The organism is Plectonema radiosum NIES-515 (assembly GCF_025753815.1).
GTDB classification, from domain to species: Bacteria; Cyanobacteriota; Cyanobacteriia; order Cyanobacteriales; family Nostocaceae; genus Hassallia; species Hassallia radiosum_A.
Genome location: NZ_JAOWRF010000177.1, coordinates 1 through 17,556 on the forward strand (window position 1 = coordinate 1; position 17,556 = coordinate 17,556).

Genomic DNA, 17,556 nt, shown 5'->3' on the forward strand with positions numbered 1-17,556 from the left:
GACGTTCCAGCGGTATTGTAGAGACGTTCCAGCGGTATTCTAGAGACGTTCCAGCGGTATTGTAGAGACGTTCCAGCGGTATTGTAGAGACGTTCCAGCGGTATTGTAGAGACGTTCCAGCGGTATTCTAGAGACGTTCCAGCGGTATTCTAGAGACGTTCCAGCGGTATTCTAGAGACGTTCCAGCGGTATTCTAGAGACGTTCCAGCGGAACGTCTCTACGACGGTAGGTATGTTTTTATTAGTGTTAAGCGGACATGATATCAAATCTACATATTTAACTGCGTAAATCCTGATACCATGCTTAAGTTATTATCTGTAACTCTAATAGCGACTGTAGTGCTAACATCCACTCAACACCCAAGCCCTACTTTCGCTGGAACCTGTGCTTCTAAATGTGGTTCGCTTCCTCTTCAATTTACACCAGGTAAACACATCCGACTTGAAGTTATAAATAGCACGCCAAGGTTAATTAAACTAGAGAAAATACGCGGAACTAATGCAATTACTTTGCAACCCGGACAGAAATTACAATTAGACCAGGGAGACGGTACAGAACCGAATGTCTCTCTGGTATTTTGGGATGATACCGGGTTGTCGCTACAAGCAATAGTCTCGAAAGCAAACTTTGCCACATTACGAGTCGAACTTCGTCCTACATGGCGATCGCCTGGCGATCGCTCTGTTGATATCCTTGATGATGGTCGCGTTAACGTATTTTAGGGCACCCTCGTTTTGGGTATTGAAAATCGGATAAATTCTCCCCCACACCACGCTTCCCCAATCAAAACGGACGTGGTTTGGCAATAGCATAGCCCTGTGCATAATCGACGCCCAGAGCGGTAATTTTTGCTAAAATCTCTTGATTTTCGACAAATTCGGCTATAGTTTTAATACCCATTACATGACCAATTTGATTGATTGCTTCTACCATTGCTAAATCAATCGGGTCATCGACGATATTCTTGATAAAGCTGCCGTCAATTTTCAGATAGTCCACTGGCAGATTTTTCAAGTAGGCAAACGAAGACATACCACTACCAAAGTCATCTAAAGCGAAGTGACAGCCGATTTCTCGTAGCGAACGGATGAATTGAGCTGCTTTGATTAAATTAGCGATCGCAACCGTTTCGGTAATTTCAAAGCAGATTAATGCTGGGGGAATTTGATATAAAGCAAACTGCTCATGCAGAAATTCGATAAACTGCTCATCGTTAATACTCGCACCAGAAAGGTTGATAGCATACAAACAGCCGCAACCAACTTTTTGTGATTGAGAAGATTTCCAGGTTTCTCGATAATGCTGTCCCTGAGTAGCAAAGAGGGTGCGGATTACCCAACGGTCAAGAGTTTGCATTAAATTGTAACGTTCAGCTGATCGGATAAAGGCAGTGGGTAATACCAAGTTCCCGACTTCATCCACAAGACGCAACAACACTTCATAATGTTCGCCATTTTTACATTGCTTAATCGGGACAATCGTTTGGTAATAAAGGCAAAAACGATTTTCTTCTAAAGCTTGATTAATCCGCGCTACCCATTGTACTTCACCTTGCTGCTGAGTCAGTTGAGTATCATCAGGTTGATAAATATGCACTCGATTGCGTCCGTTATTTTTGGCAGCATAGCAAGCTGCATCAGCAGCACTTAAAACAGTAGTTACGGTTTCACTCTTCTCATTAATCTCAACTAACCCGATACTGACACCAAGTTTAAAAGTTTTATTTTGCCAAACAAAACGAAATGTTTCGATACTTTCACGCAGCATCTTAGCGATGGGTAGTGCTGACTCTAAAGAGCAATGGTTGAGCAAAATACCAAATTCATCTCCGCCCAAACGTGCTAAAATATCAGTAGAGCGTATCTGAGCCTGAAATAGTGCAGTTACTTGACGCAAAAGTTCATCGCCAACAATATGACCGCAAGTATCATTAACAATTTTGAACTGATCTAAATCTAGATAACATAATGCATGTTGTTGATTTTGGGTTTTAGCATAGATTAAACTTTGAGTTACGCAACTTTCAAACTCCCGGCGGTTAACTAGTCCAGTTAAAGCGTCGTGACTCGCTTGCCAACTAAGTTGACGTGCCAGAGCACGGGCTGTCGTCACATCATGAAACACCATGACAGCACCGATAATTTCACCATCAAGAGTGCGAATTGGTGCGGCAGAATCTTCAATAGCAAACTCATTTCCATTGCGGCTAATTAAAACAGTATCTTTAGCAAGAGAGACTATGTTACCTTCGCGTAAGGCTTGTTGTACGGGGTTTTCTACTGGTTCGCGGGTTATTTCATTTAAAATTTGAAATACCTCTGTTAACGGCTTTCCTTGGGCTGACTGCTGACTCCAGCCTGTGAGTTGTTCAGCAATTGGGTTGAGAAATCTAATTTTACTTTCAGCATCGGTGGTGATGACTGCATCCCCGATCGATTGCAAAGTAACTTGTGCGAGTTCTTTTTCTTCAAAAAGCTCTTTTTCTAGACGATAGCGATCGCTAATATCAACTGCCACACCACCAACAAACTTTTGTCCCCTAGCGTTTTCAAAGGGAAACTTGAAGACTAACCAGTAACACAGAGATCCATCTGGTGCAGTAATAGCCTCAATTACCTCTACAGCTTTACCTGTAGACATGACATACAAGTCATTTTCATGTACCTGTTTTGCCGTGTCGTGTGGCAACCAATCAAAATCGGTCTTACCTTGCAAATCCCCCGATTTGATGTTAAAAATGCGCTCTAACTGCTTGTTCATATAAACGTTACGTCCTGCTTCATCTTTCATAAAAGCCACCGTCGGACTGTTATTCATGAAAGCTTGAAAAAGTTCTTCACTTTCAGCCAACCCTGCTTCTGCCTGTTTGCGTTTGATAAATTGACCCATTTGACTGCCGATTGTCGTCATCATCATCAGCAAATCGTCATGTAGTGGCTGAATCTTTTGGCAAAAAAAGGTGATAACACCGAGAATTTTCCCCCCATTTTTGATGGGAAAACCAAAAGCGCTGCGTAGTCCTTCTTGAATTGCGGCTGAGGTTCGCAGAAAGTTCGCTTCGGTGAAGACATCTTCAATCCAAATAGGTTCACCGCTACCCCAGACGCGACCTGGTAGCCCAACATTTGCTGAAAAGGTCATCTGCCGGGAAAGCAACAAAAACTCTGGTATATCAACCGACGGCAAATGCCAAGTTTCCAGATAGCGTAGGACGTTTGCTTGCTCGTCTAACAGCCAAAGTTCCCCTACTTCCCATTCCAGGTATTCGCAGATAACTTCCAAAATTTTCGGGGTGGCTTCTTCTAGGTTGGCTGATTCTGACAAGATGCGGGTTGTGGCATGTTCGGCAGAAATACGCGCAAGCGATCGCTTACGTTCTGTAATGTCCCGACCGATATAAACTAAATCTGGTGAATTCTCATTAATACCAGTCTGAATTACTGCTGCTGAAAAAGCGACAAAAACCTTATCCCCGGTTTTTGTTTGACAAACAATTTCGCAATTATGCAAAAATTTCGTTTGACCGCTAGAATCTTCTTGGTTGACTTTTGAGAATAACTCTTCTCCATTAATAATTGCGGAAATATGCTTATCTAATAATTCGGCTTCGCTATAGCAAAATAAATCAATTGCGGCTTGATTAACTCTTTTTATTTTTCCAAAGGAGTTTGTGACCAACAAGACATCGGCGATGGATGTAAGAAGATTATCAAGATAATTTTGCGAAGCTGTTAATTTCCTCAATAAAATATTTGCTTCGTGATTTGCTTGAGTTAAGTTTTGCTGCAAAACCATCCTTGATGTGGCATTTTCAAAGAAGATTAGCAACTTTCTATCCAGATTGATCGCATACAAATCAATGTAAAACGGAGTATAGTTGTCCCGAAAACGCGCTATTCCTTTTACCTCAAAATACTTCTCTCGTCCTTCCAAGATGTCTATGAGGATGTCTTCCACTCCTATTAGTTCAGGAAAACCGAGACGCACATCTCTTAAAAGCATCACCTCTGATGGACAATCAGCAAACTGTTCCACTTGTTTAGAGGCATCTAAGATGTGAAAATCTTTATTTATTTGTAAGTATTCCATCTGCCGATTATCTGAAAACTTGTGACAAATCTGCTCCAGTTCCAAATATTTCATGTCTGGTGATGCTTGATTATTCCTTTTAAGCAGACTCATTTTATCTGTTCATCAGATTTTTTGGTGCTATTTTAAAATTACGCAATTATATTTTAATACTCCAATAAAAAAATTCCCAATTGTCCGAAGCGAATGGAGCAAAGTGGACCAATCCCAAAGTCCTTGCGATTGCTTGTCTGCGACACGCTGCGATCGCAAGGACATTTGGATAATTTATTTTTTGGAACACTATTTTCAACCAATATTTGACAACTATTTGTCACGCAAATAGCACTCAAATAATTGGTAATTTCGGTGATTTTCTTCAACAGTAACGCTACTCAAGCAGATGTTTTGAAGTTTTGCTGGCATGATGTTTGATAAATGACCCCAGATAAGTTACAAATTAACTCTGATCAATTGAAACAAGCTTCATGAAAAATTTATACAAAGCATAGGAAGATTATATACTGTCATCAAAAATAAACTACAGTATAATTACTGAATAGGAGACTGTTTTACTTACGTATATGCCACTTTACACATTCAGCTTGAGACTTTACGCTAATAGCTGACACCCGAAGTGCTAATAGCTTGCATGGCAGACCAACTCACATCTCAATTGCCCGATCGCCAACTAAATCGCTTGCCAAATCAACGCTGGCAAATTTGCCCTGCATACCCAGAAAATGCCCAAAAACTGGCAATACTTACAAATATATCGCCTATTGTCAGCCAGTTGTTGATAAATCGCGGTATGGAAACAAAAGAACAAGTGCAAGGGTTTTTAGAGCCAGAATCTTTAAGTTTGCCTTCACCACTGACAGAATTTCCAGATTTAGCCATAAGTTTAGAGTTGTTAGAGTCGGCGATCGCATCAAAAGAAAAAATCGCTATCTGCGGTGACTACGATGCAGATGGCATGACTAGCACAGCTTTATTATTGCGTAGTCTGCGAACTTTAGGCGCAGATGTTGACTACGCCATCCCCAGCCGAATGCACGAAGGCTACGGCATTAATAAACGCATAGTTGAAGAATTTTCAAAAGAAGGTGTTAAACTAATTCTCACAGTAGATAATGGCATCTCTGCATATGAAGCGATCGCTCTTGCCAGAGAACTGAATCTAAAAGTAATTATCACCGATCACCACGACATCCCCCAACAATTACCACCAGCTAACGCCATCCTCAACCCGAAACTCATAGCCGAATCCTCACCTTATCGCAGTGTCGCTGGTGTTGGCGTTGCCTATATTTTGGCGGTTTCTCTCGCACAACAACTAGGACAGGCTAGAGGCTTAATTCAGCCAATGCTAGCACTTTTTACATTGGGAACCATTGCAGACTTAGCGCCATTGATTGGAGTCAACCGTCGCTGGGTGAAACGCGGTTTACAACAGTTACCCAAATCTAAGTTAGCGGGAGTGCAAGCGTTAATTCAGGTAGCAGGAGTGGGAGGAGGGGGGGAGAGGGGGAGTGGAGGACTCCTTGGAGGACTCCTTGGAGGACAAGGGGACGAAGGAATTCATAACTCCTCACTCCTAACTCCTAACTCCCGTACAGACGTTCCAATGGAACGTCTGTACCCAACTCCTAACTCCTCAAATCCCAAATCCCTAAAACCAGAGGATATCGGGTTTCGCTTGGGTCCAAGAATTAATGCGATTGGTCGGATTGGCGATCCGCAAATTGTGATAGATTTGCTGACTACTGATGATATGGGGATAGCGCTTGAAAAGGCTATGCAGTGCGAAGCGATTAATAAGCAACGTCAGCAAATGTGCTCAGAAATTGAATTGGAAGCGATCGCGATCGTCGAAGCTGAATTTATCTCATCTTTACAGCAAGACCGGGTATTAGTTGTTGTCAAATCAAATTGGCATCATGGTGTAATTGGTATTGTCGCCTCTCGCTTAGTCGAACGCTACGGTGTGCCTGTGTTCATCGCAACTTATGAGGATGAAACACACATTCGCGGTTCCGCACGGGGAATTCCAGAGTTTAATGTGTTTGCAGCTTTGGAATATTGTCATGACTTGCTTGGCAAATATGGGGGACACAAAGCAGCTGGAGGATTTTCTTTCCCAGCAGAGAATTTGGCAGCGTTGCGATCGCTATTGTGTGAATTTGCAAATAAGTCTTTAGAACTTGAGCATATCAAACCATTAATCAAAATTGATGCCCAGGCAAACCTGAATGAAATCAATTCTCAGCTCGATCAACAGCTTAATGCTCTTCACCCCTGCGGTATAGACAACCCCGATCCGGTATTCTGGACACCTGATGTTCAAGTAATTGAGCAACAAATCGTTGGCAAAGGTCACATTAAACTGACAGTGGCACAAATTATCGACAATCGACAATTTAAAATTAAAGCGATCGCTTGGCGTTGGGGTGACTACTTCCCCCTACCCTCACGATTAGATATCGCTTACAAGTTGCGTGAAAATAACTTTAATCACAATACCACTATCGAGTTAGAATTAGTAGGTGTCAGACTTGCAAAACATTCTCACCTGTCTTTCACCTCAACATCTACGCCATCAAAAAGCACCTTTGAGTATAACCAACGCCACTACACCTGTGGCATCTATCAAAATGGTGAGTTACCAGAATTAAGAATTAAAAATTCTGAAGGTAAAGTTCTCGCTGTCGGCTGCGGAAATTCCACCGCTCTTTTGGGAAGCAATCGCCAAGACGCTAAAATAGTTGATATTTCTCAACCGCAGTATGACGGCATTATCCAAGCTGCTTTAAAGGCTTTGAAATCAGTTAGGTAGAGACGTTCCACGCTTTACGTCTGTACAAAATGAGGAGTTAAAAATTACAAGTATTCAATTAACTCCTGACTCTTCGTACAGACGTTACGAAAGGAACGTCTCTACCTCATTTACAACTGTTAAAGGTTGCCGTTGCGAAATGCTAGCAAAAATATAACTACTGGTCCAGCTATCATAATTAGCCCAACTGAAACTAGCTGAAATATAACTTCCCAATGGATATTCGATAAAGCGTCAAACATTATTGCCTCCGGTTGAATTCAATATTGATGTTACATACTCCTACACTGTACTGTACTCAGTCAGTGTAAGCTTCTCAGTGACTCCCGGTATCCCGTCGGACATTAACTGAGCTTTGTTTAGACTGCACGGGATGCCCCACCGCACAGTTGGACAAGTACCAAAAAGTATGTTCTACCTCAGTACCGCTCTTATTTTTACCCATTCACAATGCAAAACCCGAAAACGATCATATCCGGCGATCGCCCACTAAATTTAATTTACTTAACAAAATTATAAGAAAAAACATAAACTGGGGAATGGGGAGTGAAGAGGAGCGGAGTGAGGAGGAGCAAAGGAGCGGAGGAGCGGAGTGAGGAGTGAGGAGTTATGAATTGCTTTATTTCCTTGTCCCCCTTCCCTTGTCCCTTGTCCCCCCACTCCCCACTTCCTACTCCCTACTCCCTAATCAAGGTGGAAAAAATGGCAACTTGGGAATGTATAAAGCAATGTGGAGCCTGCTGTCATCTAGACCCAGCAGAGCGTCCAGACTTAGAAGAGTATTTATTACCAGAGGAACTGGCTCTGTATCTAAGTATGGTAGGTGAAGGGGGATGGTGCGTTAATTTTGACCATACCACCAGAGAATGCCGCATTTACGCAAATCGTCCTCGTTTCTGCCGTGTCGAAACAGAGGTGTTTCAGGATATGTATGGTATTGAGCCAGAGGAACTGAATGATTTTGCCATTGATTGCTGTCGTGAACAGATAGAGGGAGTTTATGGCGATCGCAGTCTGGAAATACTACGCTTTGATTCTTGTGTTGGTTTATGACGGATTGGGGAATGGGGATTTGAAGAGGGGAAAAGGGAAAAGGAACAAAGGGAAAAAAAATAAAAAATAATATTTTATTCTCCTTTCCCCCTTTCCCCTTTCCCTTTAACCTTTCCCCTTTGCCCCTCTTTTTCATACTGTTGCAATTTATGACGATCATCTGAGAAAATGATAAGAATATGAAAAATCCCCGCCCTAGGACTACTGCTTGTGAAACTTGATGCACCTTTGAGCCTTTCTGCCACATCTCCAATTGAAAGCGAGAGAGAAATAACCAACAGTCTCGAATACAACTCAGTAAATATTATTACTGAGCCAGTTAAGCCTATGGATGCTGATTGTGTTGAAAAGCCAGAGTCCGCATTAGTAACCTTCGGCACTACGTTTATCACAATATTTCTCGCCGAAATTGGCGATAAAACGCAGCTATCAACTTTATTGATGAGTGCTCAATCCCATTCACCGTGGGTGGTATTCATGGGATCTGCGGCTGCGTTGATTACCACAAGTTTATTAGGTGTACTCTTGGGAAGTTGGATAGCCAGCCGACTTTCTCCGAAAACCGTGGAAAAAGCGGCTGGGGTAATGTTGTTGCTGATTTCCATAATGCTGTTTTGGGATGTGGTTAGTGGTTAGTCGAACAATTAACAAAGGATAAAATTAATGGACTGGCATCTTTTAGGGTTAAGTTTTATTACAGTTTTTTTATCAGAATTAGGTGATAAAAGTCAGTTAGCGGCGATCGCGCTTTCAGGTCGTTGTCAATCGAAGCGTGCAGTGTTCTTCGGGACTGCGGGTGCGTTGCTGCTGACTAGCTTGTTAGGAGCGCTGGCAGGGGGAACTGTGGCAGAATTATTACCGACACGTATATTGAAAGCGATCGCTGCTGTGGGATTTGCGATACTAGCTCTACGTCTGTTGTTACCTAATAATGAAGCATCCGCAGATTCTGAATCAGCACCTTAACTATACAATAGGCATAGGCTTGGAAATTAATTATGCGTTAACCGAACCCCAAGAGACGTAAGCTAGCTACGTCTGTTTTCTACCAGATGTCTAATAAAACAATTGCCTACCAGTCACGATCAATCTGGTAGGCAATGCCTGATAAATGTGCGTATTTGTAATTAAACTTCTTGCCAACAGCGACTTAAAAGCGTCCCCGCAGCCAATAACTTTACGGCTTCCAGCACCCAGTAACCACCGTGTAACAAATTCATTACCGCTGGAATTGTAGTAGCTGTTTCAAACAAATTCAGTTGAACTCCAATTGCAGACATTTGTGGAGTTAAGAAATAGGTATCAACCAAAGATACAGCCAGTAGCAATACTGCCAAAACCAGAGTACCACCACGCCAGCTATGAGTTTTGCTCATTGCCAAAATACCAGTCAATATGATGCCAGCAGACAATAATTCAATGCGATTAAAATTCCAGAAGATTGCATAGCCTGCTGTGGCAAAACCCGCTTGAGTCATCATGCCGGAAAAATAAAGACTAGGCATAATTACCCAGTCTAAAATTAGACTAGCACTCAGCCAGAAACCCAAAGTGAAGATGACAGCGGTTTGCCAAATCGGGCGCTTGAATTCAACGTTGGAAATAGTATTCATCAGAATAATTGCCTGTATTTCATTTCTAGTTTGTCGCGTAAATAGTTATTTTGACAAGCAATCTAAATTATCTTTAACAATATATTTGTTACTTTTTTTTGTGGTTTCCTGAGAAAATTAACCTAAGTTTACAAAACCTAATAAATGAAAATAATTGTTGCTATTTCATGGTAATCTAGCAATAGAAACTAACTTCTTCAAAAGAAAGTTGCCCGCAACTAGTTAGGTACAACTGAAATCCCGATTAGCTTAATAAATTATTTGGAAGCATGTTTTGTGTGAATAAAGCAACACATATAGTAATTTTATTTAGCAGCGCAATTGCTTGCACAATCGGAATTGGCGGATATGGCGATCGCTATACTCAAGCAATTCAGTTGCAAGATGGCACAGTATATTTTGCCCAACCGCCGCGCCTAACTTATACAGCGACTACTTATAACGACATTTATGTGTCGGGTGCGACATATTATTTTACAGTCAGCTTGCCAGATAATGCTGGCGAACCTTTAGAAAAAATAACTATTAACCAGCATGAGGGAGTAGATGACATCAAGTTTGAACTGAAAAAAAGTTACGCCTTTGAAGGTACACGTTCTAACGAAAAGCAGAAGTTACAACTAACAGATGTTACCAGAGATCAAAAGACAATATCAATCACATTTAATCCGCCAGTGTCTCCAGGTAAAACTATTACAATTGGTTTGAAACCAGTGCAAAATCCTACAGTTACTGGTGTTTATCTATTTGGAGTCACGGCTTTTCCACCAGGTGAGAAATCACACGGACAATTTCTCGGTTATGGAAGGCTACAATTTTATAGCCAGACTAGCGAGTCTTGATTTTTCCGTCGTCCTTAGTTTTAACTCGTGGTGAATGCGTAACTCCTAGTTACTTATCCTTAAAAGTCCAGACACCTTCATCCCAATCTGCGTCCGTGGGAGGTTGGTCTATCCAGTGCTGACAACGCTTGACATGCAAAATAGCGGCTTGGTCATGATTGTCAACTTCTAAAACTTTTTTAAACTCAGCTTTAGCGTTTTTAAAGTCACGAATGAGATAATATTCTCGTCCTTGATGATAATAATCAATTACTTGTAGTTTTTCGCTCTTGATAAAATCAGAACGTAAACAGATCAACTCATAAATTGCCACTGGCTCATTTCTACCTGTAACACGAATGTAATCTAGTTCCCTAGCCCAGATTTTATCTTGGTATGGTTTATAAGTGTTATCACTGAGAATAATATCGCAACCATAATATTTGCTAACACTTTCTAATCGAGAAGCAAGGTTAACACCGTCACCGATCGCTGTAAATTCCATCCGCTTGCTAGAACCAATATTACCACTAATTACAGTATCCGAATTGATGCCAATACCAATGTTGATTCTGGGCTTACTAGCTGCGTAGCGACGGGCATTAAATTCTTTTAAGCGATCGCGCATTTCTAAAGATGTCTGCACCGCCATCCAAGCGTGTTCTAGTAGGGGTAAGGGAGAACCAAACACCGCCATGATCGCATCGCCGATATATTTATCAAGAGTGCCTTTATATTTAAATATCGCTTCTACCATCGATTCAAAATATTCATTGAGCATACTTACCACTTCTTCTGCTTCCAGGTTTTCAGTTAAAGTAGTGTAGCCGCGAATATCAGAAAACAAAATCGAAACTTCTTTGCGATCGCCTCCTAATTTAGCGTCATCCAATTTCAGCAATTCTTCTGCTAATTCTTGAGTCATGTAGCGGTACATTGTACTTTTGAGGCGTTTTTCATCGCTGATATCTTCCATGACAATTAATGCACCACGCACTTGCTGATTATCGCTAGCATCGGCGATTGTATTTATTGATAAATTAATACTGTGTTGTTTTATTTGATCGGCAATGAGTGTGCGATCGGGATAATATTGTTGACTGCATTTGAGGTTAGCTGCATTTAAAGCATCTTGACACCACTTACTAAAGTCACCTTCTTTGATGCGGATGACATCAGTAATTAATTTCCCTTCTAAACGGTCGTCTATATCCAGACCTAACAAGCGTTTTGCACTTTCATTCGCAGCAATAATTAACCCAACTTTATCAGTAGAAACTACACCATTAGAAAGACTGCATAAAATGTCGCGCTGCATTTGTTCTTGTTGTTTAACTGTGGCAAACAACTGAGCATTTTGTAATGCAACTCCTGCTTGAATATTAAAAGCTTCCATAAACTCTTCATCCTTCCTATCAAAACTAGCTTGGAAGCATTCAGGCGCTTTGGGCCATAAATTCGGGTTATAATTGGGAAAATCGCCGGATTTCTTTTTATTTACTAGCTGGGTAACACCAATCAATTCTTGATCGGCGTTAAACACTGGCATACAAAGTAAGCTACATGTGCGATAGCCATTTTCCTTGTCTATGTGTCTGGCTATATTAGAGTCAGGATGGTCATATAAATCAAAAGCAATATTTAGCGTTTTCCCAGATTCTGCTACTTTCCCAGCAAAGCCTTTACCGATTGGGATTCGCAACTCTTTGGTAGAATTATCATCTTGAGTGATTTTCGTCCACAGTTCACTCGCTTCGTGGTCTATTAACCATAGAGTACTGCGATCGGCGTTCATTAGTTCCTTCGCTCCATCCATCACCCGTTTGAGAGTGTCTTCTAAGTCAAGATTGCTTTGAGAAAGAGACTTAATCGCTTTCATCAACGCTGCTGCTGCTCTTTGTTTTTGGGTTGCCACATAAAAAGAGCGTGATGATTCTAAAATTAGGCGAATTGAAGGCGCAAATTCTTGAAATAATTGTTCGTCAGCAGTGGTAAAGCCCCTAAGATCAATTCGTTCGGAAATAGGGGCATCTAGATTCTCAGGAGATAGTAACTTATTCAATAATTGTACTACTGCAACTAATCGCCCTTGTTCATTTAACAACGGCAGAGCTAACATTGTGTAAGTGCGGTAGTCGGTTTTTTTTTCTTGTTCTTGGGCAAATACCGATCGCGAATCTTCATAAAAATCATAGGGGATATTAATCGCTCTTTTATGAATAGCGACTTCACCTGCAATCCCTTTATTCGCTGGAATGCGAATTTCTAGAGAGCGATCGCCTTCTCCTTCTGCTAAAATTGACCAAAGTTCTTGTTTTTCTTCATCTAATAAAAATATTGTCGTTCGGTCTGCTCCTAGTAATTCTCCTGTTTTAAGTGTTATAGTGTGTAACATTTCTTGCAAAATCGTTTCAAACCCCTGGGAATCCAACATGGAAAGGGTTTGATTCACAATCAGCAGTTTTTGTTCTACTTCGGTAACAACCTGTTTAAAAGTATCCTGGGTGAGGGGAGCCAGAAAATTAGATATCGTGCCTTTTCTTTTGGTGAGGACAGTCACAGAAGCCGAATTTGGCTTCAAATCGCCGTTTTCTTCATTGCAAACCTCAATAATTAAATCAGCTGCTTCCCCGGAACTACGTTGATACACTGACATAATTCGTTTTAGATATAAGATTAGATTTAGAAATGTTTATGAATGAATGTCATGAAATGTATGTAATTGTTGCTATTAGCAACAATCGCTACATATGATTATCCACAGTTTAATCTGTTGTCGAGCTAGCGTCATTAAATTGGGCACGCTCGCATTGGGCACGCTCGCATTGGGCATTGGGAATTAAAAAAACTCAAGAAAGTAATGCGCGAACGAAATAGGATTCTTTCCATGCCCCATTAGACATCTCCAAAAATTAATTATGCATTGTCTACAACCTTTGTAGAGACGCGATCAGACGAAGTCTCTACATTGTTTTTCGGAGATGTCTATTGCCCATTGCCCCCAATCGAGCGTGCCCCATTCCCCATATGAGTGTGAAATTATGTACGCGATCGCCCTACTGATCGCCAAAAACGCATAAAATTCCCAAATCTGCCATAGCTGCGAGGCGTGTATGAATTGGATTAAGGTACTGACTCAAGATGAACTACCCCCTAATGAGCGGAAAGTTGTCAAAGTTGAACAACGTGCTATTCTACTGCTTCACCATGACAACCAAATATACGCAGTAGAAAATTCCTGTCCGCACTTGGGGCTACCGATGCGAAAGGGCAAACTAACAGAAGATGGAGCAATTATTTGTCCTTTTCACCGCAGCGCCTTCGACTTACGTACTGGTAATATTAAAGAATGGAGTCCTTTTCCTCCCGGTATTGGCAAGGTGCTGGGGATGATATCCAAAGAAAAAACACTAGCTGTTTTTCCTACCCGTGTAGATGAAGGTAGTATCTGGGTAGGGTTGGAATAGCCCCAACACCCTGAGTTTAGTCAAATTATGACGACTGCGATCGCACTGTTTGAAACAATCGAACGCTCGCGATCGCAGTATTCAGACTCTCAAGAATCTCGATAATTATTTGAATTATCCCGAAAAATTTACTTTTTAATCTTGAGACTCTTCAGAAATTGGTTCTGATTCGCTTTCTGGTTCTATAATAACTTTGGGCTGGGGTTTAACAGGTTTGGGACCCCGTGCTAAAGCTGGATTAACCGATTGCCTGGATTCATCCCCAAATGTTGATTTTTTGCCTCTACCCTCCGAGCGATCGTCACTCCGTTTTGAGCTTTTGGGATTGGGTTTCGCAGTCGGCATCGAATCCGACTTTTCTGACTCGCTGTCAGTACCTGAAGAAGGCTGACGTTCCGATTTCTTGATTGGGCGTTCTACCATTGTTACATTTTGTTAATTTACTTGTCTAGTATATCGCTTTGGCAATGAGCGAAAACCGCTCTTTTATGATGCGTTATCTAGAATCTGAATGTAGAGCGGATAACCCCCTCATATATAGTGTCATTGTTGCTGTTATGCTCTGGGTTGAATATGATAAGAAATCCTGGCGTGACTGAGAGATTGCTACTAACTTGATAGCGATACAGTGCTTCCAAATGATAGGAAGTATCGCTATCTGTACGACGATCAACTATTCGATTTGTAGCTGTAGGGGTAAAAGTATTCGGACCATAGTCATTACTTGTTACTTTTGGTGGTTGACCAAAAATAATACCAGCCAAGTTGCCTTTTTTACCCAAATCGGGGAAACCAAGAGTTACAGCCCAGTTCCAAATATCGGCTTTGTCACCTCTGTTAACATTATTTCTTGCGGGGTTAGTACCTGAAGCTATTTCCGCTGTTGCTTGGGTATATCCAATCCAACCAGAAAGGACGAATTTGGGGTTAAAGCGATAACTAGTTTGTAAACCGTAATGATTGGCAGAGGTGGCAATATTATTACCAAAGGGAGCAGCTGCGTTCAGACTACCTTCAGAACCAGAAACGTTTACATCACCACTTACAACACCATTGACAACACCACTGAAGTAAGAGTGTGCGTAAGTTAAAGCGATGGTCGCATCTTTATTTGGTTGGATAGCTAATTGCGTTAAAGCTCCATAACTACCATCAAATAAACCCCTATTAATACCGGGGTCATTAGCATTGCGAGCCAAATAACCCGCAGACAAGGTAAATATGTCGTTCAATTTGAGTATCCCACTTATTCCAGAACCTCTACCAACAGCAAGACCTGTGTTGCTTGCCCTGTAGATGGGTGAAAATCGACCAAAGCGGGAGAGTGCGCCTGTTGTTGCTGCGGTAAACAGGGGGTTAATAGTGTTAAAGTTATCGAAGAATGATCCACCAATAGCATCAACGGTGAGACTAAGTTTATCGCCGACAGAAAAGTTGTAGAATATTTTTCCTATATCTATTGTATTTTCCTGCTGGACTGTGGTGTCGTAACTCAAGCGAGTCATGTTTGTGCCAGTAACTGCCGAGTTAAAAGGAATGGTGTTATTTGCTTTGAGAAGAATTCGCAAGCGATCTTTGCCGAAGAAGCTGGAATCAAAGATCAAACGAACGCGATCGCTAAAAACTGCATTATCTCGCAACCTGGAACCTGATGAACCATAAGCATTTGCTCTAGCTGTATTCCTCTGTGCTGCGGTGATATTAGGATTATTAATTTCATTCAACTGGTCAGAATTGAGTGCTCTGTCGTAACCATTCACACCGGCAACACTAAAGATTGCATCTCCAGTCAACTTGGTAGTCGCAGAAAATTGCTGACTTTCCACAACTGCTATACGTGCTTCTAAGGGGTCTACTCGTCCTCGCAGTTCTGTTAACCCATCAGCATACTCTTGTTGCAGTCTTTGCAGAGTCTCTAAATCTTCCTTTTTCACAATGTCAGCTGTACTTGTGGCAATCAGTTCTTGAACCCTGTCCAAACAAGCACTCAAACCAGCAGCAAACTCATAGCGAGTCATTGCCCGATTGCCTCTAAAAGTACCGTTTGGGTAGCCGGCAATGCAACCATAGCGTTCAACCAATGATTGCAAAGCACCGAATGCCCAATCTTTCGGTTGTACATCCGATAGTTGCGAGACTGAAGTCACCTGTTCTATTGTTGATGGATCTTCATTGATTTGCTGGTTCTGTTCGGATAAAATATCCTTAACAGGTACTATTGGTGTTTCCGAAACCAGATTATTTTCTGTCTGCAACTGAATGTATTGAGTATCGCTTTCTACTTTTGGAGTAGCTTCCAGCACTGGATTTGCTGATGCAGTTTGTGCAGTGATAACGCTAGTAAACAGCAGTATTGGAGCTATCCACAAAGATAACGCAATAAAATTAAACATTTCCCTCACACCTTTATACCAACTTTATTGATATTTTTCTCCCAAAAAGGTTGGAAAAGTAGTATCAAGGGCTACATATTTTCCCTAAATTTACCAACTTATGCGGAAAATCATAGTTATGTTGGTATTATGACTACCAAGGGATAATTTTATGAAAAAATGTCATGAGCAGGTTGACGATGAACAGAAGACAATTTTTTAGCTTGATCGGTGTAGCAGTTGTCAGCCTGCTGCTAACAATTGGCTTGCCAGTGCTGAGTGACTCTACAGTCGTAGCACAGTCTAACGGCAACTTACTTGTTTCTGCTGCCGCTAGCCTAAAAGATGCGATGGAAGAAATTAAGACTGTTTACCAACAAAGTAAACCAGGAAACAACATCAACTACAATTTTGGGGCTTCTGGTGCTTTATTACAACAAATTCAGCAAGGTGCCCCGGTTGATATCTTTATCTCTGCGGGGAAAAAGCAGGTGGATGCATTAGAACAAGCAGGACAGTTGCTTGGGGGGACTCGTGCGGTATTGGCAAAGAACCGTTTGGTTTTGGTTGTGCCAAATAATGTTGCCGGTGTTACCAGTTTTTATAACCTGACTGGAGATAATATCAAAAAAATAGCGATCGGTGAACCGAGAAGCGTACCCGCAGGACAATACGGTGAGCAAGTCCTAAAGAAATTGGGCATTTTTGAGAAAGTAAAAAGCAAATTCGTCTATGCAAACAACGTGCGTCAAGTTCTAGCAGCAGTAGAAAGTGGTAATGCTGATGCCGGTTTGGTTTATAGAACTGATGCTAAAATCTCTGACAAGGTGAAAATTGTTGTTGCTGCTGATGAAAAATATCATTCACCAATTATCTATCCGATGGCTGTGTTGAAAAGTAGTAAAAACGCTGCTGCTGCGAAGGATTTTGTGGAGTTTTTGAGGAGTGAGCAAGCTAAGGGTGTACTCACTAAATACGGCTTTCTTCTGCCTTGAAGCTCCTTCACTCAACAAGAGGGCATTTATAGAATAAAAAAACAATGTAGAGACGTAGCACTGCTACGTCTCTTGGGATCAGATAACGCATCATAAGCATAGCCGATGTCTATTACATCTGTTTTGTTATCGCCAAATTAGCTTATTCCAAAAGAAGCCTCTCGCTCTATCTGTACTCAGATGAGCGATGAGATGAATTTTGGGGCAATGAGGAAGCGACCAACATTACTGATTGAACGCAGTTCAATCAGTAATGTTGGTCGGTGACGAATTGCCAATAATTGATTTAAGGGTTTGAAATAAATAGGCTTGGCTGGGTTGCTTTTTACC

Annotated in this window: 14 protein-coding genes; 8 read left to right on the top strand and 6 right to left on the bottom strand. The window is 41.4% G+C overall.

The genetic code is table 11. The features are described from left to right. The first annotated feature begins 300 nt into the window (after positions 1 to 300). Positions 301 to 723 carry a hypothetical protein gene (locus OGM63_RS12010; RefSeq protein ID WP_263745794.1) on the top strand — a complete coding sequence of 141 codons (423 nt, stop codon included), beginning with the start codon at positions 301 to 303 and terminating at the stop codon, positions 721 to 723. Positions 724 to 784: 61 nt separating this feature from the next. Here OGM63_RS12010 and OGM63_RS12015 read toward each other — a convergent pair whose 3' ends face one another. Next, complete coding sequence (locus OGM63_RS12015) at positions 785 to 4,183, bottom strand: EAL domain-containing protein (RefSeq protein ID WP_263745795.1); 3,399 nt, start codon at positions 4,181 to 4,183, stop codon at positions 785 to 787. Between the two features lie 538 nt (positions 4,184 to 4,721). Between OGM63_RS12015 and OGM63_RS12020 the strand changes: the two genes are divergently transcribed. Then, positions 4,722 to 6,905, top strand: coding sequence for a single-stranded-DNA-specific exonuclease RecJ (locus OGM63_RS12020; RefSeq protein WP_263745796.1), 2,184 nt, complete (start codon positions 4,722 to 4,724; stop codon positions 6,903 to 6,905). A 119-nt stretch (positions 6,906 to 7,024) separates the two neighbouring features. On the opposite strand, the gene psb30 is transcribed toward OGM63_RS12020, so the two are convergent. Continuing rightward, positions 7,025 to 7,147 carry a photosystem II reaction center protein Ycf12/Psb30 gene (psb30, locus tag OGM63_RS12025; protein WP_072022116.1) on the bottom strand — a complete coding sequence of 41 codons (123 nt, stop codon included), beginning with the start codon at positions 7,145 to 7,147 and terminating at the stop codon, positions 7,025 to 7,027. 460 nt (positions 7,148 to 7,607) lie between these two features. On the opposite strand from psb30, the gene OGM63_RS12030 reads away from it, so the two are divergent. The 3 genes from OGM63_RS12030 to OGM63_RS12040 all read left to right on the top strand — a co-directional run bounded on the left by OGM63_RS12030 (position 7,608) and on the right by OGM63_RS12040 (position 8,924). After that, positions 7,608 to 7,958, top strand: a complete 351-nt coding sequence (locus OGM63_RS12030) for a YkgJ family cysteine cluster protein (RefSeq protein WP_263745797.1) — start codon at positions 7,608 to 7,610, stop codon at positions 7,956 to 7,958. 327 nt (positions 7,959 to 8,285) lie between these two features. Further along, positions 8,286 to 8,594, top strand: coding sequence for a TMEM165/GDT1 family protein (locus OGM63_RS12035; RefSeq protein WP_263745808.1), 309 nt, complete (start codon positions 8,286 to 8,288; stop codon positions 8,592 to 8,594). A 27-nt stretch (positions 8,595 to 8,621) separates the two neighbouring features. Beyond that, entirely contained in the window at positions 8,622 to 8,924 is a 303-nt protein-coding gene (locus OGM63_RS12040; protein WP_263745798.1) for a TMEM165/GDT1 family protein, read from the top strand. A 161-nt stretch (positions 8,925 to 9,085) separates the two neighbouring features. On the opposite strand, the gene OGM63_RS12045 is transcribed toward OGM63_RS12040, so the two are convergent. Then, on the bottom strand, positions 9,086 to 9,571 hold the full coding sequence (locus OGM63_RS12045) for a DUF4149 domain-containing protein (protein WP_263745799.1): 486 nt from the start codon (positions 9,569 to 9,571) through the stop codon (positions 9,086 to 9,088). Between the two features lie 278 nt (positions 9,572 to 9,849). On the opposite strand from OGM63_RS12045, the gene OGM63_RS12050 reads away from it, so the two are divergent. Next, positions 9,850 to 10,413 (top strand): DUF2808 domain-containing protein, encoded by a 564-nt coding sequence (locus OGM63_RS12050; RefSeq protein WP_263745800.1) that lies wholly within the window; start codon positions 9,850 to 9,852, stop codon positions 10,411 to 10,413. Between the two features lie 49 nt (positions 10,414 to 10,462). Here the strand turns inward: OGM63_RS12050 and OGM63_RS12055 are convergent, their stop codons facing one another. Further along, positions 10,463 to 13,048: a GAF domain-containing protein gene (locus OGM63_RS12055; protein WP_263745801.1), complete on the bottom strand. Its 2,586-nt coding sequence runs from the start codon at positions 13,046 to 13,048 to the stop codon at positions 10,463 to 10,465. 457 nt (positions 13,049 to 13,505) lie between these two features. Here OGM63_RS12055 and OGM63_RS12060 point away from each other — a divergent pair, with 457 nt between their 5' ends. After that, positions 13,506 to 13,859 (top strand): Rieske (2Fe-2S) protein, encoded by a 354-nt coding sequence (locus OGM63_RS12060; protein ID WP_263745802.1) that lies wholly within the window; start codon positions 13,506 to 13,508, stop codon positions 13,857 to 13,859. A gap of 135 nt (positions 13,860 to 13,994) precedes the next feature. Here OGM63_RS12060 and OGM63_RS12065 read toward each other — a convergent pair whose 3' ends face one another. Further along, positions 13,995 to 14,282 carry a hypothetical protein gene (locus tag OGM63_RS12065; protein ID WP_263745803.1) on the bottom strand — a complete coding sequence of 96 codons (288 nt, stop codon included), beginning with the start codon at positions 14,280 to 14,282 and terminating at the stop codon, positions 13,995 to 13,997. Between the two features lie 77 nt (positions 14,283 to 14,359). Then, complete coding sequence (locus OGM63_RS12070) at positions 14,360 to 16,252, bottom strand: iron uptake porin (RefSeq protein WP_263745804.1); 1,893 nt, start codon at positions 16,250 to 16,252, stop codon at positions 14,360 to 14,362. Positions 16,253 to 16,431: 179 nt separating this feature from the next. Here OGM63_RS12070 and modA point away from each other — a divergent pair, with 179 nt between their 5' ends. Next, the gene (modA, locus tag OGM63_RS12075; protein ID WP_263745806.1) at positions 16,432 to 17,226 is read left to right on the top strand and encodes a molybdate ABC transporter substrate-binding protein; all 795 of its coding nucleotides are present in this window, start codon (positions 16,432 to 16,434) and stop codon (positions 17,224 to 17,226) included. The last annotated feature ends 330 nt before the right edge of the window (positions 17,227 to 17,556 follow it).